The 19,011-nt window shown below is 70.3% G+C and carries 17 protein-coding genes; 1 reads left to right on the top strand and 16 read right to left on the bottom strand.

Going from position 1 to position 19,011, the window contains the following annotated elements; translation table 11 throughout:
• Positions 1–448 precede the first annotated feature (448 nt).
• The 15 genes from tyrS to infC form a co-directional block, all read right to left on the bottom strand.
• Positions 449–1,762, bottom strand: a complete 1,314-nt coding sequence (gene tyrS, locus DEJ25_RS14625) for a tyrosine--tRNA ligase (protein ID WP_111045151.1) — start codon at positions 1,760–1,762, stop codon at positions 449–451.
• Between the two features lie 32 nt (positions 1,763–1,794).
• Positions 1,795–2,460 carry a DNA-3-methyladenine glycosylase gene (locus DEJ25_RS14620; protein ID WP_111045145.1) on the bottom strand — a complete coding sequence of 222 codons (666 nt, stop codon included), beginning with the start codon at positions 2,458–2,460 and terminating at the stop codon, positions 1,795–1,797.
• 61 nt (positions 2,461–2,521) lie between these two features.
• On the bottom strand, positions 2,522–3,991 hold the full coding sequence (gene argH, locus DEJ25_RS14615) for an argininosuccinate lyase (protein ID WP_258366517.1): 1,470 nt from the start codon (positions 3,989–3,991) through the stop codon (positions 2,522–2,524).
• A gap of 97 nt (positions 3,992–4,088) precedes the next feature.
• Positions 4,089–5,285: an argininosuccinate synthase gene (locus DEJ25_RS14610; RefSeq protein WP_110904982.1), complete on the bottom strand. Its 1,197-nt coding sequence runs from the start codon at positions 5,283–5,285 to the stop codon at positions 4,089–4,091.
• 27 nt (positions 5,286–5,312) lie between these two features.
• The gene (gene argF, locus DEJ25_RS14605) at positions 5,313–6,272 is read right to left on the bottom strand and encodes an ornithine carbamoyltransferase (protein WP_111045144.1); all 960 of its coding nucleotides are present in this window, start codon (positions 6,270–6,272) and stop codon (positions 5,313–5,315) included.
• On the bottom strand, positions 6,269–7,495 hold the full coding sequence (locus DEJ25_RS14600) for an acetylornithine transaminase (RefSeq protein WP_111045143.1): 1,227 nt from the start codon (positions 7,493–7,495) through the stop codon (positions 6,269–6,271). Before DEJ25_RS14600 ends, argF begins: the two co-directional genes overlap by 4 nt.
• Positions 7,492–8,505 (bottom strand): acetylglutamate kinase, encoded by a 1,014-nt coding sequence (argB, locus tag DEJ25_RS14595; protein ID WP_110904979.1) that lies wholly within the window; start codon positions 8,503–8,505, stop codon positions 7,492–7,494. Before argB ends, DEJ25_RS14600 begins: the two co-directional genes overlap by 4 nt.
• Positions 8,505–9,665 carry a bifunctional glutamate N-acetyltransferase/amino-acid acetyltransferase ArgJ gene (gene argJ, locus DEJ25_RS14590; RefSeq protein WP_110904987.1) on the bottom strand — a complete coding sequence of 387 codons (1,161 nt, stop codon included), beginning with the start codon at positions 9,663–9,665 and terminating at the stop codon, positions 8,505–8,507. Before argJ ends, argB begins: the two co-directional genes overlap by 1 nt.
• A 65-nt stretch (positions 9,666–9,730) precedes the next feature.
• Positions 9,731–10,828 (bottom strand): N-acetyl-gamma-glutamyl-phosphate reductase, encoded by a 1,098-nt coding sequence (locus DEJ25_RS14585; protein ID WP_110904978.1) that lies wholly within the window; start codon positions 10,826–10,828, stop codon positions 9,731–9,733.
• A 73-nt stretch (positions 10,829–10,901) separates the two neighbouring features.
• A complete protein-coding gene (gene pheT, locus DEJ25_RS14580) occupies positions 10,902–13,394 on the bottom strand; it encodes a phenylalanine--tRNA ligase subunit beta (protein ID WP_111045142.1) in 2,493 nt (830 codons plus the stop codon).
• Positions 13,394–14,434, bottom strand: a complete 1,041-nt coding sequence (gene pheS / locus DEJ25_RS14575) for a phenylalanine--tRNA ligase subunit alpha (protein ID WP_110904976.1) — start codon at positions 14,432–14,434, stop codon at positions 13,394–13,396. The genes pheT and pheS overlap by 1 nt, the downstream gene beginning before the upstream one ends.
• A 67-nt stretch (positions 14,435–14,501) precedes the next feature.
• On the bottom strand, positions 14,502–15,359 hold the full coding sequence (locus tag DEJ25_RS14570; protein WP_110904975.1) for an RNA methyltransferase: 858 nt from the start codon (positions 15,357–15,359) through the stop codon (positions 14,502–14,504).
• A 119-nt stretch (positions 15,360–15,478) separates the two neighbouring features.
• Entirely contained in the window at positions 15,479–15,862 is a 384-nt protein-coding gene (gene rplT, locus DEJ25_RS14565; protein ID WP_110824044.1) for a 50S ribosomal protein L20, read from the bottom strand.
• Between the two features lie 29 nt (positions 15,863–15,891).
• The gene (rpmI, locus tag DEJ25_RS14560) at positions 15,892–16,086 is read right to left on the bottom strand and encodes a 50S ribosomal protein L35 (RefSeq protein WP_110904974.1); all 195 of its coding nucleotides are present in this window, start codon (positions 16,084–16,086) and stop codon (positions 15,892–15,894) included.
• Between the two features lie 62 nt (positions 16,087–16,148).
• Positions 16,149–16,823, bottom strand: a complete 675-nt coding sequence (infC, locus tag DEJ25_RS14555; RefSeq protein WP_110904973.1) for a translation initiation factor IF-3 — start codon at positions 16,821–16,823, stop codon at positions 16,149–16,151.
• Positions 16,824–17,140: 317 nt separating this feature from the next.
• Here infC and DEJ25_RS14550 point away from each other — a divergent pair, with 317 nt between their 5' ends.
• The gene (locus tag DEJ25_RS14550; RefSeq protein ID WP_110904972.1) at positions 17,141–17,506 is read left to right on the top strand and encodes a DUF1844 domain-containing protein; all 366 of its coding nucleotides are present in this window, start codon (positions 17,141–17,143) and stop codon (positions 17,504–17,506) included.
• Between the two features lie 89 nt (positions 17,507–17,595).
• Here DEJ25_RS14550 and DEJ25_RS14545 read toward each other — a convergent pair whose 3' ends face one another.
• Positions 17,596–18,915 (bottom strand): phosphotransferase, encoded by a 1,320-nt coding sequence (locus tag DEJ25_RS14545; protein WP_110904971.1) that lies wholly within the window; start codon positions 18,913–18,915, stop codon positions 17,596–17,598.
• Positions 18,916–19,011: the final 96 nt, after the last annotated feature.

Genomic DNA, 19,011 nt, shown 5'->3' with positions numbered 1-19,011 from the left:
TCATGACCCGACCAGCCGAAACCGATCGAGCACGAGGTCAATAAAATTGGCATTGACAATGTGCACGCTGTTGAGTTCTCAAGGACCAGACGCACTCCCCACACAACACCATCACGATGTCACGCCAGAGAGGCTGTCGTTCTCGAACCCACCGATGTCGTCGAACCCAGCCACACAACCGTGCAACCAGATCCAGTGGCTCATCCCGAAGGAGAGAACCGGTGGAGTAGTCATCCTAAGCGTCGAAGCGAACCAGCACAAGGCCAGATCTGATCTCCAGTGGAGGATGGTCCCGCTTGAGGGCCGACGTGCTCTGGGCTTTCGCTCCAGCCGCTCCGCCGCACCTTTGGGGTGACGAGGGATTACTTTACGCAGCCACCACCCCCACCACCAACCCACCCCACATCCCGGGCGTGTCGCACACTGCAACACACGGAGGGGGCCTGGGTCAGGACACCGTCACGCCAGCCAGGGTCTTCTTCCCCCGTCGGAGGACGAGCACACCCGCCGGCAGTGCAAGGGACGCCAAGGTCGCCGCCGGGTCCTCAGCTCGCTCGTTGTTCACGTAGACACCGCCCTGGGTGATCGCACGCCGTGCCTCACCGAGGGACTTGACGAGTTCCGTCTCGACCAGGGCACGAGCGAGGTCCGCGGCTCCCTCGATGGCGACGGACCCGGGGAGCTCCGCGATCGCGGAACGGAGGGTCTCGGGGTCCAGAGCAGCGAGGTCACCGTTGCCGAACAGTGCCGCCGACGCATCGATGGTCGCCTGCGTCGCGTCCGCGCCGTGGACCAGGGTGGTGACCTCGACTGCCAGGGTGCGCTGGGCCTCCCGGCGGAACGGCTCGTCGGCCACCGCCTGCTCGAGCCGCTCGATCTCGGCACGCGACAGGAACGTGAACTCCCGGAGACGGGCGATCACGTCGGCGTCCGCCGTGTTGAGCCAGAACTGGTAGAAGGCGTACGGCGACGTCATCGCGTCGTCGAGCCAGATCGCGTTGCCCTCGCTCTTGCCGAACTTCGTGCCGTCCGAGTTCGTGATGAGTGGCGTCCCGAGCGCGTGCGCGGCCACACCCTCGGTACGCCGGATCAGCTCCGTCCCCGAGGTCAGGTTGCCCCACTGGTCGGATCCGCCAGTCTGCAGCGTGCACCCGTACTGCCGGTACAGCTCGCGGAAGTCCAGCCCCTGCAGGATCTGGTAGCTGAACTCCGTGTAGCTGATGCCTGCGTCGGAGTTCAACCGGGCGGCGACGGCGTCCTTCTTCAGCATCGAGTTGACGCGGAAGTACTTGCCGATGTCGCGCAGGAAGTCGATGGCCGACAGCGGTGCTGTCCAGTCCAGGTTGTTCACCAGGCGGACGCCGTTCTCACCGTCGGGGCTGAGGAAGCGGGAGACCTGCGCTTGCAGACGACCGACCCACTCCACGACGGTCTCGCGGGTGTTGAGCGTGCGTTCCGCCGTCGGACGCGGATCACCGATCAGGCCGGTCGACCCGCCGACGAGCGCGAGCGGCTTGTGTCCTGCCAGCTGGAGCCGGCGCATCGTGAGGAGCTGCAGCAGGTTGCCGCAGTGCAACGACGGAGCCGTCGGGTCGAAGCCGCAGTAGTACGTGACAGGTCCGGCGTCGAGGGCCTCTTTGAGGGCGGTCTCATCGGTCGAGACGTGCACCAGACCACGCCAGCGGAGCTCGTCCCACACCGAGGCGAAGGTCGGGTCGTTCTGCTGGCGCGTCAGGACATCGGGAGCGGTATCACTGGACACCCCGTCATCGTACCGGCGCAGCGGCACACCCTTCAGTCGACGGCGCCCTTGTGACGCCGGTACGCGGAGACGGTCGGTTCGTCCCGCAGCCAGAAACGCCACGGGAACGAGGTGCCACCAGCGACACCGCCGACCCCGGTGCGTGGTCCACACGCGACCGTGCCGGCGGCCAGGAGGTCGTCGATGACCGCAGCCGGCGTCGAGGAGGCGAGTCGGGCCTCCAGTCCGGGTGCCAGGGCGAGGCGGTACGGGCCGGAGCCGTCGAGGAGGGACGTCCCGTCGTCCTCGCCGAGGACGGCGCCGAGTGCGACGCCGAGGTTGCCCGGTCCGCGCGCGAGGGCGACGTCGGCGACGGACGGACCGCGCCGCTGGCGTGCGGTCTCGACGCCGGCGACGACCTCGGCCCCTCGGAGCAACGACCCGGACGAGACGCCGTCCGGTCCGCTCACGATGTTGACGCAGGTGTGGATGCCGTAGGACCGGTACGCGTACAGGGTGCCCGGTGGGCCGAAGAGGTGTCGGTTGCGAGCCGTCATCCCGCGATGCCCGTGCGACCCGGGGTCGGTGGGGCCGAAGTAGGCCTCGACCTCGGTGATGCGGAGCGTGACGCCCTTGCCCGCCACGGTGGCGCCGAGGAGGGCCGGGGCGGAGACCGGGGCGGGCTCGGACAGCACGGTGAGGAGCGCGGTGGTCGTCATCGCTCCGTCGCCGTCGCCGTTGCCGTTGCCGTTGCCGTTGCCGTTGGTCCGAGCGTTCCGGTCATCGAGCGAAGGGCGTCCCCGCGGCGATCTCAGCCACTGACCGTGTCACGGCGGCGAGCTGCTCGGCGACCCGCTCCGGAGCGGTTCCGCCCACGCCACGACGCGAAGCGACGCTGCCCTCGATGGTGAGGACCGCTCGGACGTCCGGCGTCAGGTGCGATGAGACGGACGCGTACTCCTCGTCCGTCGGATCGTCCAGGTCGATGCCGCGCCCCTCGCAGTACCGCACGAGCGCACCAGACACCTCGTGCGCGTCGCGGAACGGCACACCTTGACGGACCAGCCACTCGGCGACGTCTGTCGCGAGCGAGAAGCCCTGCGGCGCCAGCTCCGCCATCCGAGCGGTGTCGAAGGACAGTGTCGCGACCATTCCGGTGAACGCGGGCAGCAGGACCTCGAGCTGGGCGACGGAGTCGAACACGGGCTCCTTGTCCTCCTGCAGGTCCCGGTTGTACGCGAGCGGCAGGCCCTTGAGGGTGGCGAGGAGCCCCGTGAGGTTGCCGATCAGTCGGCCGGACTTCCCGCGCGCCAGTTCAGCGATGTCCGGGTTCTTCTTCTGCGGCATGATGCTCGACCCGGTCGAGAAGGCATCGTGGAGCCGGACGAAACCGAACTCCTTGGTGTTCCAGAGGATGACCTCCTCGGCGAGACGCGAGATGTCGATGCCGATCTGCGCCAGGACGAAGGCGAACTCCGCCACGACGTCACGAGCGGCGGTCGCGTCGATCGAGTTGTCAGCCGGACGGTCGAAGCCCAGCTCGTGGGCGATCGCCGTCGGGTCGAGGCCGAGCGAGCTCCCCGCGAGCGCACCGGCCCCGTACGGGCTCACGCTGGCGCGGCCGGCCCAGTCGCGCAGCCGTTCGAGGTCGCGGACGAGCGGCCAGGCATGCGCGAGCAGGTGGTGCGCGAGCAGGACGGGCTGCGCGTGCTGCAGGTGCGTCCGCCCCGGCATGATCGCGCCCTCGTGCTCGGACGCCTGCTGGCTGATCGCGTCGACGAGGTCGATGACCAGGCGACCGATCCGGCGCGCGTGGTCGAGCATGTGCATCCGGCCGAGGGTCGCGATCTGGTCGTTGCGGCTGCGACCGGCCCGGAGCTTCCCGCCGAGTTCCGGACCGACGTCGGCGATGAGCAGGCGCTCCAGGGCGCCGTGCACGTCCTCGTCGGAGTCCGCCGGCTGGAGGGAGCCGTCGAGGAACGACGCCTCGAGACGGTCCAACCCCGCGAGCATCCGGTCCAGTTCATCGCCCGTCAGGTAGCCGGCCGTCTGCAGCGCCCTGGCGTGCGCCCGGGAACCGGCGAGGTCGTACGGTGCCAGCTGCCAGTCGAACTGGGTCGACTTCGACAGCGCTGCGAGCTCGGCGCTCGGACCGTCGGCGAAGCGACCACCCCACAGAGCGCCCGTGTTCGTCGCGTCGGTCTTGCTGCTGGCTTCTTCCGGCCGGGAGGCCCGGGGCACGTCCGTCATGTCGTCCTGCGTGGTGAGTGGTGGTCAGATGGCGTCGGACGGGCCGGGGCGGTTCGCTCCGGCCCGTCCGACAGGGTGGTGCTGTGCTGTGTTCCGGCTAGTTCGCGAGGTCGCGGCGAGCGGAGATCTTGCTCGGCAGCGACCACAGTTCGATGAAGCCCTTGGACAGCGACTGGTCGAACGTGTCGCCGGTGTCGTAGGTGGCGAGGTCGAAGTCGTAGAGGCTCTGCTCCGAACGACGACCGGTCACCGTGGCACGACCACCGTGCAGCTGCAGGCGGATGTCTCCGGACACGTACTCCTGCGTGGAGTCGATGAAGGCGTCGAGGCTGCGCTTCAGCCCACCGAACCAGAGGCCGTCGTAGACCAGGTCGGCCCACTCCGACTCGACACCGCGCTTGTAGCGGTTCACGTCACGCTCGAGGGTGAGGCTCTCGAGCTCCTCGTGCGCGGCGATGAGCGCCATCGCTGCCGGGGCCTCGTAGACCTCGCGCGACTTGATGCCCACGAGACGGTCCTCGACGACGTCGATGCGGCCGACGCCGTGCTTGCCGGCGAGGGCGTTGAGCTCCTGCACGATGCGCAGGACGCTGAAGCGCTGGCCGTCGATCGCGACCGGCACGCCCTGCTCGAACGTGATGGTGACCTCGTCGGCGTCCCGCGGGACGGAGGGGTCCTGCGTGTAGGCGTAGAGGTCCTCGATCGGCGGGTTCCACGGGTCCTCGAGGAACCCGGTCTCCACCGCACGACCCCAGACGTTCTGGTCGATCGAGTACGGGGACTTCTTGCTCTGCAGGATCGGCAGGTTGTGCTCCTGCGCGTAGACGATCGCCTTGTCACGGGTCAGGGCGAGGTCGCGGACCGGGGCGACGCTCGTCAGGTCCGGAGCGATGGCGGCGACGGCGGCCTCGAAGCGGACCTGGTCGTTGCCCTTGCCGGTGCAGCCGTGCGCGACGCTGTCGGCCCCGAGCTGCTTGGCGGTGAGGGCGAGGTGCTTCGCGATGAGCGGGCGGCTCAACGCGGACACCAGCGGGTAGCGCTTCTGGTACAGCGCGTTCGCCTTGAGGGCGGGGACGAGGTAGTCGTCCGCGAACTCGTCCTTGGCGTCGATGACGACGGACTCCACCGCACCGCAGTCGAGCGCGCGCTGCCGGATGGCGTCCATGTCCTCGCCGCCCTGGCCGACGTCCACCGCCAGTGCGACGACCTCTTTGCCGGTGGCGTCCTTGAGCCAGCCGATGCCGACGGAGGTGTCGAGCCCTCCTGAGTACGCGAGTACGACGCGGTCTGCCATGGGTTCTCTCCTGTGTGGTGGTGGTTGTCAGTTGCCGGGGGTCGCCACGTCTGCGGCGGTCGGGGCGTTGGCGGCGAGGAGCCAGGCGAGCAGGGCCTTCTGGGCGTGCAGGCGGTTCTCCGCCTCGTCCCAGATGATGCTGCGCGGCCCGTCGATGACCTCGGCGGTGACCTCGTAGCCGCGGTCGGCGGGCAGGCAGTGCATGAACACGGCGTCGGCGGCGGCGTGCGCGAGCAGGTCGTCGTCGACGCGGTAGCCGTGGAAGACCTCGAGGCGCTGCTGCTTCTCGTCCTCCTTGCCCATCGACACCCAGGTGTCGGTGACGACGACGTCGGCGCCGGCGACCGCTGCGACCGGGTCGGTCACGACCAGCACCGAGCCGCCGGTCTCCGCGGCGCGGGCTTCGGCGTCGCTGACGACCTCGGCGGCCGGGGCGAACTCGGCGGGGGCTCCGACGCGGACGTGCATCCCGGCGGTCGCGCAGGCGAGCAGGTACGAGTGCGCCATGTTGCTGGCCCCGTCACCCACGAAGGCGATGGTCTGACCGGCGAGGGCGCCGCGGTGCTCACGGATGGTCAGCAGGTCGGCGAGCAGCTGGCACGGGTGGAAGTCGTCCGAGAGGGCGTTGACGACGGGCACGGTGGTGCTCGCGGCCATCTCCTCGAGCCCGGCCTGGCCGTAGGTGCGCCACACGATGGCCGACACCATGCGCTCGAGCACGCGAGCCGTGTCGGTCGGGGTCTCCTTGCCGCCGAGTTGGCTGTTCGCGGTCGAGATGATCAACGGGCTGCCGCCGAGGTCGCTGATGCCGACGTGGAAGGACACGCGGGTCCGGGTCGACGACTTGTCGAAGATCACCGCGACGCTCTGCGGGCCGGCGAGCGGCTTGCTCCCCCAACGGTCGCGCTTCATCTCGACGGCGAGGTCGAGGATGGCGGACTGCTCCGCCTGGGTGAGGTCATCGTCCCGGAGGAAGTGGCGGGTCATGCGGTGGTCTCCTGGTCGGCGCCCGTGACGGCCGCCATGCTCTGCGCGAGGATCGCGAGGAACTCGTCGATCTCGTCGTCGGACACGATGAGCGGCGGCGCGATGCGCAGGCTCGATTCGTTCGGGGCGTTGATGATGAGACCGCGGTCGAGCGCGGCGGCGGACACGGCCGCGGCGACCGGCTGGCGCAGGCCGACGCCGATGAGCAGGCCGCTCCCGCGGACTTCTTCCACCAGGTCGGAGCCGAGCGCGCTGATGCCCGCGCGGATCCGCTCCCCCTTGATGACGGCGCCCTCGACGAGACCGGCTCGCTCGATCTCGGCCAGGACCGCGTTGGCGACCCTCGTGCCGAGCGGGTTGCCGCCGAAGGTCGACCCGTGCTGGCCGGCCGAGAACAGGTCGGACGCCGCACCGAAGGTCACGAGGGCGCCGATCGGGAACCCGCCGGCGATGCCCTTGGCCACGGTGATGGCGTCCGGGGTCACGCCGGTGTTCTGGAACGCGAACCATGCCCCGGTCCGGCCGATGCCCGTCTGGATCTCGTCGAGGATCAGCAGTGCACCGTGCTCCTCCGTCAGTGTCCGAGCGGCCTGCAGGAAGCCCTCGGGCAGGTCGACCACGCCGGCCTCGCCCTTGATCGGCTCGAGGATGAGAGCCGCGACGGTGTCGTCGATCGAGCGTTCGAGGGCCTCGATGGAGGTCTCGATGTGCTCGACTCCGGGGATCATCGGCAGGAAGTCCTCTTGCAGAGCGCGCTTGCCGGTCAGGGCGAGCGCTCCCATGGTCCGGCCGTGGAACGCCTGCTGCAGCGCGAGGATCCGGGTCTTGCGACCGTCCGTCCCGCGGTTCAGCCGTGCGAGCTTGAACGCGGCCTCGTTCGCTTCCGCGCCGGAGTTCCCGAAGTACACGCGGCCGGCGTCGCCGGCGCCGGAGATGCGCTTCAGGCGCTCCGCCAGCTCGAGCTGCGGCGGGGTGGCGAAGTAGTTCGACACGTGCACCAGCTTGGCTGCCTGGTCGCTGATGGCCTCGACCAGCGCCGGGTGGGCGTGGCCGAGCGAGTTCACCGCGATGCCGGCGAGGAAGTCGAGGTACTCGTTGCCGTCGACGTCCCAGACGCGACAGCCCTCGCCGCGCTCGAGCATGATCTTCGGCGGGGTCAGGGATCGCATGAGCGACGCCCCGAACCGGTCGTTCCAGGTCTCGGTCTGCGTCTGGGTGCTCACCGTGGTGTGCCCTTCTCGTCGTGGTGCGGGGTGGTGTGCTCGCCGGCGGCGCGGCGGCCGATCTCGGCGTGCGTGTTCTGGTTCTCGGTCCGTCGGCTCGGGTCCGGGATCACCTCGGTGCCCGCACCGCGGAGGGTGAAGACCTCGAGCAGGATCGAGTGCGGGATGCGACCGTCGATGATGGTCGCGCCGCCGACGCCGCCGACCACGGCGTCCAGGCACGCGGTCATCTTCGGGATCATCCCCGACTCGAGGGACGGCAGCAGCTGCCGGAGTTCCTCGACGGCGATGAGGTCGATGATCGAGTCCCGGTCGGGCCAGTTGCGGTACAGGCCGGGGACGTCGGTCAGCATCATCAGCTTCGACGCGTTGAGCGCGATCGCCAGCGCGGCCGCAGCGGCGTCGGCGTTCACGTTGAGCGCCTGGTCCGGGTGCGCGTCGTCGATCGCGATGCTCGACACCACCGGGATGCGGTCGGCCCGGATCGCCGCGAGGACGCCGGACGGATCGACGTGGGTGATGTCGCCGACGTGACCGAGGTCGAAGTGCTCGCCGTCCACGACGACGCCCTTCTTCTCGCCGGTGAACAGCGACCCGCCGTCGCCGAACACCCCGACGCCGAGGCCGGCACCGTGCTCGTCGATGAGGTCGACGATCTCGCGGTTCACCTCGCCCGCCAGCACGTCGCGGACGACGGTGATCGCTTCGGTCGTGGTGACGCGGTAGCCGCCACGGAACTCGGACTCGATGCCCTGTTCCTTGAGCGCCGCCGAGATCTGCGGACCGCCGCCGTGCACGACGACCGGGTGCAGTCCGGCGTACCGCAGGTACACCATGTCCTCGGCGAACGCACGCTTCAGGTCGTCGTTCACCATCGCGTTGCCGCCGAACTTGACGACGACGATCTTGCCCGAGAACCGCTTCAACCACGGCAGGGACTCGATGAGCGTCGCAGCCTTGACGGTCGCGAGCTCGTGCTCTTCTTCCTTCGAGAGGTCCGGATCGCTCATCAGCTGGAGTACGCGCTGTTCTCGTGGACGTAGTCGTGCGTCAGGTCGTTCGTCAGGATCGTCGCCGCGTGCGGCCCGACCCCCAGGTCGATCAGCACATGGGTGTCCCGCGGGCTGAGGTCGACGCTGTCGCTCGGCTGGTCCGGAGCGCCGGCATGGCAGACCCGGATGCCGTTCATCGAGACGTCGACCGCGTACGGGTCGAACTCGGCATCGGTCGTGCCGATCGCGGCGAGGACCCGACCCCAGTTGGGGTCATTGCCGAAGACGGCCGCCTTGAAGAGGTTGTTCCGGGCCACGCTCCGGCCGACCGCCACCGCGTCGTCCTCGCTCACGGCACCGACGACCTCGATCGCGATGTCGTGCGCGGCGCCCTCGGCGTCCTGTTGGAGCTGCCGGGCGAGGTCCGCGCAGACGGCGGTCAGGGCCTCCCGGAAGTCGCCGACCTCGGGGGTCGTTCCCGACGCGCCGGACGACATCAGCACGACGGTGTCGTTCGTCGACATGCAGCCGTCTGAGTCGACACGGTCGAAGGTGACCCGGGTCGCGGCGCGCAGTGCCTGGTCGAGTTCGTCGGAGGTCAGGGAGGCGTCCGTCGTGATGACCACGAGCATCGTCGCCAGGCCCGGCGCGAGCATGCCCGCGCCCTTCGCCATCCCGCCGACCGTCCAGCCGTCGACCGAGACGACGGACTGCTTCGGCTTCGTGTCGGTCGTCATGATCGCCGTGGCGGCGTCCGCTCCCCCGCCGTCGGTGAGGGCGTCGGCCGCGAGCGTCACGCCGCGGAGGACGCCGTCACGGAAAGTCTGGTCGCCGACACCGATGAGGCCGGTCGAACAGACGACGACGTCACCCGCACCGATCCCGATGGCGTCACCGACCGCCTCTGCGGTCAGGTGCGTCGTCTGGAAGCCGAACGGACCCGTGAAGCAGTTCGCGCCTCCCGAGTTGAGGAAGACGGCTCGCGCCACCCCGTCCCCCACGACCTGGCGGGACCAGATCACCGGGTGCGCCTGAGCGCGGTTCGAAGTGAAGACGGCGGCCACGGCGTCGGACGGGCCGTCATTGACGACGAGCGCCACGTCCGGCTTGCCGCTCGCCTTCAGGCCCGCGGTGACGCCGGCGGCCCGGAAGCCCGCCGCAGCGGTGACGCCCTGCAGCGCGCCGTCAGCGGACCGGAGGCCCGTGGCGGCGTCGTCCGCGCCCGATGCATCGGTGATGTCGGTCACGGGGCGACTCCGTCCACGCTGAGGCCGAGCGTCTCGGGGAACCCGAGCGCGATGTTCGCGGACTGCACGGCTGCGCCGCCGGTCCCCTTGGCGAGGTTGTCGAGCGCGGTGACGGCGACGACCCGACCGGCCGCTTCGTCGACCGCGATGCCGACCAGGGCGGTGTTGGCACCGATCGTGTCCGCCACCCGCGGGAAGACGCCCTCGGGCAGCAGGTGCACGAACGGTTCGTCCGCGTAGGCCTGCTCCCAGGCGAAGCGGACGTCGTGCGCGGTGACACCGGGTGCCAGGCGCGCGGTCGTCGTGGCGAGGATCCCACGGGCCATCGGCACGAGCACGGGGGTGAACGAGATGCGCACGTCCGAGGCCCCTGCCACCCGGAGGTTCTGCTGGATCTCCGGGACGTGCCGGTGACTGCCGCCGACCGCGTACGCGCTGGCCGAGCCCATGATCTCGGCGGCGAGGTACGTCGGCTCGAGCTTCTTGCCGGCACCGCTCGGGCCGACGCTGAGCACGGCGACGATGTCGTCGGACTCGACGAGCCCGGCCTGGACACCGGGCTGGATGCCGAGCGTCACCGCGGTGACGTTGCAGCCGGGGACGGCGATCCGCTTGGTCGCGGCCAACTCGGTCCGCTGCCGGCCCTGGGCGACGATGTCGTCGACGTCGCGCCACTCCTCCGCGGCACCCGGGGCGGGCGGAGCGTGCAGCAGTTCGGGCAGGCCGTAGGTCCATGCGCCGTGGAAGTCGCCACCGTAGAAGGCCGCCCAGGCGCTCTCGTCCGTCAGGCGGTGGTCTGCGCCGCAGTCCACCACGAGGGTGTCCGCGTCGAGTTCGGCGGTGATCGCGCCGGACTGGCCGTGCGGCAGTGCGAGGAACACCACGTCGTGACCGCGGAGGTTCTCGGCCGTCGTCTCCACCAGGGTGAGGTGCGCGAGCGACCGGAGGTGCGGCTGCGTCGCGATGAGCGGCTGTCCGGCGTTCGAGAACGCCGTCACCGTCCTGACGTCGAACTCGGGGTGAGCGGAGAGGATGCGCAACAACTCGCCACCCGCGTAGCCGCTGGCTCCCGCCACGGCGACGGATACGGACATGGGTTCCACCTTTGGTCGGACTGTTCGTCGAGAGAGTCGGAGGCGGCGACCCCGGGCGGTGATCCGTCGTGGATCAGTCGCGCAGGGTCGCCCCGAATCGCTCGCCGGCACGTCGGACAGCGCCGTCACGGGCCTCGGAGGCCTCGGCAGCGGTCAGCGTGCGGTCCGTGGCACGGAAGCGCAGGGCGAACGTCAGGGACTTCTGTCCCTCGTTCACGCCGGCACCGCGGTAGTCATCCACGAGCCGAGCATACTCCAACAGGTCTCCGGCACCAGCGCGCACCTCGGTCAGGACGTCACCGGCGGGCACCGACACGTCCACCACCAGGGACAGGTCCTGCGTCGCTGCGGGGTAGGACACGATCGCCGAGACGTGCACGAGTTCCGGGGCAACGGCGACCAGGGCGTCGAGGTCGAGCTCGACGACGGCCACCACCCGGGGCAGATCGGCGTCTGCCGTCCGTTCCGGCAGCAGCTCGCCCGCCACACCGACGACCGTGTCACCGACGAGCAGTGATGCCGCGCGTCCGGGGTGCAGCGCCGGGTGGCTCGTCTGCGTGATGGTCAGCTCGACACCGACGGCCCAGGCCACCGTGCGGGCGACGTCGAGGGCGTCGGCGATGCCGAACGTCTCGACCGCGGCACCGGGCTGCTTGAGCACGGCGTTGCCGAGGAGCAGCGCGGTGACGTGGAACGGCTGCGGCGGCAGCGACGCGTCGAGGGCGGCGAGGGTCTCGGGCACCGGGCGCTCGGCGCCGGCGGGGACGTCGGTCGTCCCGAGCTCGACGCCGGGCTCGGGCAGGAACACCCGGGACGTCTCGTACACGGCGACGTCGACCAGTCCGCGGGACACGTTCCGCCGTGCCACGTCGACGAGGGCGGGCAGACCGCTCCGACGCAGGTGGTCCTGCGCACTGTCGAGTGCGTTCGCCAGGACGACGCTCGGCCCGCCGGTGGGGTCGATGCCCGGGTACGCGGCAGCGGTGGCGGCGGAGACGAACGGTGCCGTGACGACCTCGGTCAGACCGGCGGCGGCCAGAGCAGCCGAGACACGGCGACGCGCCTGCTGGTGCCGCGTGAGCCCACGACCCGGCGGCGCGATCGGCAGGACGCTCGGGATGCGGTCGTACCCGACGATGCGGGCGATCTCCTCGACCAGGGAGACGTCGTCCACCAGGTCGGGGCGCCAACTCGGCGGGGTGACGACGAGCAGGTCACCGTCGACGTCGACCGACGCGCCGATCGCACGGAGGGTGTCGAGCACCTCGGCGTCGGTGTAGTCCACGCCGATCAGTGCAGCGGCTCGACCGAGACGCATGGTGACGGTGCGGCGAGGCGACTCGTCGACGAGGGTCGATCCGAGCGCGTCCGGTGCGCCGCCGGCGAGGTCGACGAGCAGTTCGACGGCCCGGTTCGCCGCGGCCTCGGCGACGAGCGGGTCGACGCCACGCTCGAACCGGCGCGATGCCTCACTCGGCAGCTTGTGGCGCCGCGCGGTCCGGGCGATCGACACCTGGTCGAAGCCGGCGGCCTCGATCAGGACGTCCGTCGTCGACGCGGTGATCTCCGTCCGGGCACCGCCCATGACACCCGCGAGGCCGACGGCCCCGGCGTCGTCGGCGATGACCAGGTCCTCGGCGTCCAGCTCGCGCTCCGCGTCGTCGAGCGTGGTGAGCCGTTCCCCGGCGGTGGCCCGGCGGACGGCGAGCCCGCCCTGGACGGTACTGAGGTCGTACCCGTGCAGCGGCTGGCCGAGCTCGAACATCACGTAGTTGGTGATGTCGACGGGCAACGAGATCGAGCGGACGCCGGCGAGCGACAGACGGGCGACCATCCAGGCGGGGGTGGGGCGGCTGGCGTCGATGCCGCGAACGACCCGCGTCACGAAGGTGCTGGCCCCGATGCGGCCGCGGATCGGTGCGGCGTCGTCGATCGTCACCGCGAAGCCCTCGCCGGTGCGCGGTAGGACGCGGTCGACCGGGTCCGAGAAGGTCGCCCCGGTGGCGTGCGCGTACTCACGAGCGACCCCGCGCATGCTCATGGCGTAGCCGCGGTCCGGCGTCACGTTGATCTCGACGGCGGCGTCGTCCAGGCCGAGCAGCGCGATGGCGTCCGCCCCGACCTCGGGCTCCATGCCGAGGTCGGCGAACCGGAGGATGCCGTCGTGCTCGTCGCCGAGTCCGAGTTCACGCGCCGACGCGATCATGCCGTCCGACACGTGGCCGTAGGTCTTGCGTGCGGCGATCGGGAACGGCCCGGGCAGCACGGCGCCGGGCAGGGTCACGACGACGAGGTCGCCGACGTCGAAGTTGTGGGCACCGCAGACGATGCCGCGGGGTTCGGCTTCGCCGACGTCCACCTGGCACCAGTTGATCGTCTTGCCGTTCTTCTGCGGCTCCGGGACACGCTCGAGCACCCGACCGACCACGACGGGTCCGGTCAGGTCGAAGGTGTGCACGGCTTCCTCTTCGAACCCGACCGACACCAGTGCGGCGTGGACGTGCTCGAGTGAGACGTCGTCGGGCAGGTCGACGGACTCGCCGAGCCAGCGGAGTGGGACGCGCATCAGACCACCGTTCCGAACTGCTGCGAGAAGCGGAGATCGCCCTCGAGGAAGTCACGCATGTCGTTCAGGCCGTTGCGGAACTGCAGCGTCCGCTCGATGCCCATGCCGAAGGCGAAGCCCTGGTACTCGTCCGGGTCGATGCCGGCGGCCCGCAGGACGTTCGGGTTGACCATGCCGCAGCCACCCCACTCGACCCACCGCGCGCCGCCCTTGGCGTTCGGCTGCCAGACGTCCATCTCGGCGCTCGGCTCGGTGAACGGGAAGTAGTTCGGACGCAGTCGGATCTGGGCTTCGTCACCGAACACCTGACGGGCGAAGTGCTCGAGCGTGCCGCGGAGGTGCGCCATCGTCAGGCCCTTGTCGATCGCGATGCCCTCGACCTGGGTGAAGACCGGCAGGTGCGTGGCGTCGAGTTCGTCGGCGCGGTACACGCGGCCCGGGGCGATGACGTAGAGGGGCAGGTCACGGGACAACAATGACCGCACCTGGACCGGTGAGGTGTGCGTGCGCATCAGCAGGTGCCGGTCGACGGGCTCGACGAACACCGTGTCCGCCATGGCCCGTGCCGGGTGGTCCTGGTCGAAGTTGAGGGCGTCGAAGTTGAACCACTCGTGCTCGAGCTCGGGGCCCTCTGCGACCTCCCACCCCATCCCCACGAAGACGTCGGCGACGGTCTCGTTGAGGACCGACAGCGGGTGCCGCGAACCGGGCGTGTGGCGAGACGGCAGCGCGGTGACGTCCACACGCTCGGCGTCGAGACGTGCACGCTCTTCGGATTCGGCGAGGACTGACTCCTGCGCGGCAATCGCCTGGTTCACCTGGCTCCGGGCCTGACCGACGAGCTTGCCCGCGGCGGCCTTCTGCTCCGGCGGGACGCTGCGCATCGACGCGTTCATCCGGGCGAGCGTCGACTGCTCGCCCGTGTGCTCGGCACGGGCCTGCTTGAGCTCGGCGACGGTCGTCGTGGCGCGGACGGCGGCGAGGGCCGCTTCCACGGCGCCGGCGACCGCCGGTTCGCTGATCTCGAGAGGTTCTGACACGAGAGCCAAGCCTACCGGCCGCTGGGATACCGTCGCCCTCCACCGCCCCATCGTGGACGGAGGCGAGTCAGTCCGTGGCTGTGGAGGAACGGGTCCGCTGCGCGAACGCGCTCTCGTAGAGGCACACCGAGGCAGCGGTCGCGAGGTTCATCGACTCGGCCCGGCCGTAGATCGGGACCTTCACCGCGCGGTCGACCAGCGCCAGGTCCTCTGCCGTCAGCCCGCGGGCCTCGTTGCCGAAGACCCACACCGTGGGCCCGTCCAACATGCCGTCGGCCCGGACGTCCGGCAGGTCATCACCGGAGACGTCGGCCGCGAGGATCGTGTAGCCGAGCCCCCGTGCGCGCTCGATGGCGTCCACGAGGGTCACGCCGACCGAGACCGGCACGTGGAACAGCGACCCGGTGGTGGAGCGGACGACCTTCGGGTTGTACGGGTCGACGCTGCGCCCGGTGAGCACGACGGCGTCCGCACCGGCCGCATCCGCGGCACGGATGATCGTGCCGGCGTTGCCCGGGTCACGCACCTCTTCGAGGATCGCGACCAGTCCGGGGAGGGCGCCCGACGCGTCGGGGTCGGCACGGGCCTCCAGGCGGGCGTCCGGGAAGACGTCCTTCACCGACGTCGGGAACTGCTGGCACACCGCGACCACGCCCTGCGGCGTCACGGTGTCGGCCATCGCGTCGAGCACCTGCTCGGTGACGAACCAGGTGTCGACCGGGGCGTCGTCCAGACCGTGACGCGCCGCCGCGGTCGGCGTGACGTACAGCTCGCGGAGGAGCTCGGGGCGGTACTCGATCGCCTCGCGCACGGCCTGCGGGCCCTCGAGCAGGAACAGCCCGGTCTCGGCACGGACGTCCTTCTTGGCCAGGGCGGCCACGGCCTTCACTCGGCCGGCACGGGGGTTCTCGAGGAGTTCGCTCACGTGCCCAGTCTAGGAACGACCGGATGCCCGGCACGACCGGACCGCAGTCGACCGACGCCGGGAACGACGGAACCCCCACTCCGCAGGGAGTGGGGGTTCCGGTGCACGGGTGACGTGGCTCAGGCTGCCTTCGGCGCCGAGGTGTCGGCCGGCAGGGCCTTCTTGGCGGTCTCGACGAGCGCGGCGAACGTCTCGGCGTTGTTGACCGCGAGGTCCGCGAGGATGCGACGGTCGACCTCGACGCCGGCCAGGTTCAGACCCTGGATGAGGCGGTTGTAGGTCAGGCCGTTCGCACGCGACGCAGCGTTGATGCGCTGGATCCAGAGGCGACGGAACTCGCCCTTCTTCGCGTGACGGTCACGGTACGCGTAGACGAGGGAGTGGGTGACCTGCTCCTTCGCCTTGCGGTAGAGGCGCGACCGCTGGCCGCGGTAGCCCTCTGCGCGCTCGAGGATGACGCGACGCTTCTTGGCGGCGTTGACCGCTCTCTTGACTCTTGCCATTGATCTGTTCCTTTACGATCCGGGTCGACTCAGTGGCCGAGGAGCTTCTTGACGTTCTTCGCGTCGGCCTTCGAGAGGACCTGGTCCTCGTTGAGGCGGGCCTTGCGCTTGGAGGACTTGACCTCGAGGTTGTGGCGCATACCGGCCTGCTGCTTCATGATCTTGCCGCTGCCGGTGACCTTGAAGCGCTTCTTCGACCCGGAGTGGGTCTTCTGCTTGGGCATGTTGATGCCTTTCCGTGGGGTGGATGGGGGCCGCGTCGAGCGCGGAAGCGGTCTGGGAGGACCTATTCGGCCGACGAGTCGGCCGGTGCTGCTGCTGCGGCGGGGGCGGCCGGGGCCTGGTCCGCCGGCTGCGACTTCGCGGAGTGCTCGGTGGCCTTCCGCTCGGCCTTCTCGGCGGCGCGCTTGGCGTTCTGCTCGCCCTTGACGTCCGACTTGTTCTTCAGGGGCGCGATGATCATCGTCATGTTGCGGCCGTCCTGGGTCGGACGGGACTCCACGACGCCGAACTCGGCGATCTCCTCCGCGAACTTCTGGAGGAGTCTGACACCCTGCTCGGGACGCGACTGCTCGCGACCACGGAAGAGGATCATCGCCTTCACCTTGTCGCCACCGAGGAGGAACCCCTCGGCGCGCTTGCGCTTCGTCTCGTAGTCGTGCACGTCGATCTTCAGGCGGAAGCGGACCTCTTTCAGGTCGGTGTTGACCTGGTTGCGGCGGGCTTCCTTGGCCTTCTGAGCGGCTTCGTACTTGAACTTGCCGTAGTCCATGATCTTGGCGACGGGCGGCTTCGAGTTCGGCGCGACCTCGACCAGATCCAGCTCGGCTTCCTGCGCGAGGCGCAGTGCGACGGCGATGGGGACAACGCCGACCTGCTCGCCCTGGGGTCCGACCAGTCGGACCTCGGGGACGCGGATACGGTCGTTGGTACGGGGATCGGTGATGCGGAGCTCCTTCAATCAGGTGGTGGCCGTCCGGGGCGTTTGCCCGGGACGACGGCACGAGAGAGGAGATCTGACGCACGGATCGGGACCCGTTCGGCAGCCGCCCGACGCCGACCCTTGCGGTCCGGCCTGCCGATGCCCACATGGTGGACCCCGGCGGAGCGGTGGTGACCCGATAGCCTTGGTGCAGCCGCGGGTGGGAGGAACTCCTCTTTCGTGACACTGTCCTGATCCGGGCCGTCCCGGTTCGAACCGGAATGATCCGGGTGCATCCGGAAGGTTCCGGGCGCGCGGACAGTGTCTGCCGTCGGCGAGTCTAGCAGAGGAGCACCGTGACCGACACCCCGAGCAACCCGGCCCCCGCATCCGACGAGTCCGACGAGGCCGCGCGCGACATCGCCGAGGTCCCCGCGATCGAACTGATCAACACCGTGGCCGTCCACCTGCTCAGCGCTGCCGCCGTCAAGGTGGGTCTGGCCGACGACCCGGAGCAGCAGACCGACCTGGACGAAGCGCGGAAGCTCATCACCTCGCTCGCCGGCCTCGTCACCGCCGCGGCCACCGAGATCGGCGACCAGCACGCGCGTCCGCTCCGCGACGGGCTGCGGTCGGTGCAGCTGGCCTTCCGCGAGGCCTCCGCGATCCCGGACGCACCCGGCAAGGGCCCGGGCGAGAAGTACACCGGCCCCGTCAACTAGTCGGGCGGATCGGACGGGAGGCCCGTGGCGGTGTCGCCACGGGCCTCCCGTCCGTCATCCGGTCACGCCACGGACGCGGCCGCTCGCCGTCAACCGTCCGTGCGTGCGACCAACCGGTCGACCGCGGCGATCGGGATGCCGACCCAGGTCGGTCGGTTCCGTGCTTCGTAGACGACCTCGTAGACGGCCTTGTCGAGCTCGAACGCGTCGAGCAGGGCGCGGTGTGCGCGCAGGTCGGACCCGCTGCCTCGCTCGTACCCGTCGAGGAACGCCGTGCGTGCTTCGTGCGCCCAGTCACCCGTCTCCACCGGCTCGTCCTCGTGCGCCAGCGCGCCTGCGACGTAGTCGAAGGACCGGAGCATGCCGGCGACGTCGCGGAGTGCGACGTCCGGCCGCGAGCGTTCCGGCATCGGGCGGAGGGGCTCACCCTCGAAATCGAGGAAGACCCAGCCCCGGGGTTCTGGGGCCGACAGCACCTGACCGAGGTGCAGGTCTCCGTGGATGCGCTGCATGGTCGGCCACGGCACGGAGGCGGCACGATCGTAGACGCGACCGACGGCGGCGGCGTGTTCGGCGACTTGCGGCACCTCGGCAGCCGCGGTGTCGAGGCGGCGACGCATCGTCGCGATCGCCTCGTCGACCTGGTCCGGCCCGGAGGTCGCCGTGGGCATGGCACCCGCGAGGACCGTGTGCACCTCGGCGAGCGCGGCACCGAGCCGATCGGCCGCGCTGGCGAAGGACTCGCCGTTCCGGGCTGCGGTGAGGGCGACGCGCCACGCGTCCTCCAGCCCGGGCAGGAACTCCTGCGCGAAGGCGAGGTGCCCGTGTGCGGTCCCGCCGACCTGCCCCTCGTCCGGCCATTCCCCCGCCAGGGCGCCGAAGGTGCGCGGGACGCGGACCGACCCGGCGCTCGACAGCGCGCGCTGCGTCGTGACGTCGGGGTTCTCACCGTCGTGCAGGACGCGGAAGACCTTCGTGATGACCTGTCCGTTCTCGGCGGTCCCGCAGATGACGGACGTGTTGGACTGCTCGCCGCTGAGGACGCGGGCGTCCGTGACCGGCCCGATGTGTTCGCCGTCGGCCTCGATCCGGCCGAGCAGCCAGCGCGCGTAGGCGACGTCGTGCGGAGCGTCGTAGACCGCAGCTCCGTCGAGTTCGGTGACCAGGGCGTGGGCGAGTTCGGGGACCGCTGCGGGTCGCACGGTGAGCGGCACCTGGTAGAGGACGGGGCCGGTCGGGGCGTCGTCCAGCACGAAGAGGGTGCGGATCGTCGCGTCGGCGGTGGTGCCGGTCTGTTCGGCGACCACCCGGATCCTGGGGGTCCCGCCCTTGGCGGCGTACCACCGTTGGTCGGCCATCCAGCCGGCGACGGCGGTCTCGAAGGGGTCGGCGTGCACAGCGTCGGTCATGTCGGGGACGCTACCCGTCGCTGCTGCGCCGGTCCGCGGGATCGCGCGGAGGACGGTGTCACCCTCCCTGCACAGGGGCGGTCCGGCCGGGAGGCT

It is taken from the genome of Curtobacterium sp. MCPF17_011, from assembly GCF_003234145.1.
Lineage (GTDB): Bacteria > Actinomycetota > Actinomycetes > Actinomycetales > Microbacteriaceae > Curtobacterium.
Note: the sequence above shows the minus strand (reverse complement) of the source record. Positions and strands in the feature narration are given on the sequence as shown.

Bases quoted from the DNA above. Each gene is read 5' to 3' on its own strand.
- DEJ25_RS14620 (WP_111045145.1), bottom strand. From the start codon at position 2,460: ATGACGACCACCGCGCTCCTCACCGTGCTGTCCGAGCCCGCCCCGGTC.
- argH (WP_258366517.1), bottom strand. From the start codon at position 3,991: ATGACGGACGTGCCCCGGGCCTCCCGGCCGGAAGAAGCCAGCAGCAAG.
- DEJ25_RS14610 (WP_110904982.1), bottom strand. From the start codon at position 5,285: ATGGCAGACCGCGTCGTACTCGCGTACTCAGGAGGGCTCGACACCTCC.
- argF (WP_111045144.1), bottom strand. From the start codon at position 6,272: ATGACCCGCCACTTCCTCCGGGACGATGACCTCACCCAGGCGGAGCAG.
- argB (WP_110904979.1), bottom strand. From the start codon at position 8,505: ATGAGCGATCCGGACCTCTCGAAGGAAGAAGAGCACGAGCTCGCGACC.
- DEJ25_RS14585 (WP_110904978.1), bottom strand. From the start codon at position 10,828: ATGTCCGTATCCGTCGCCGTGGCGGGAGCCAGCGGCTACGCGGGTGGC.
- pheT (WP_111045142.1), bottom strand. From the start codon at position 13,394: ATGCGCGTCCCACTCCGCTGGCTCGGCGAGTCCGTCGACCTGCCCGAC.
- rplT (WP_110824044.1), bottom strand. From the start codon at position 15,862: ATGGCAAGAGTCAAGAGAGCGGTCAACGCCGCCAAGAAGCGTCGCGTC.
- rpmI (WP_110904974.1), bottom strand. From the start codon at position 16,086: ATGCCCAAGCAGAAGACCCACTCCGGGTCGAAGAAGCGCTTCAAGGTC.
- DEJ25_RS14545 (WP_110904971.1), bottom strand. From the start codon at position 18,915: ATGACCGACGCTGTGCACGCCGACCCCTTCGAGACCGCCGTCGCCGGC.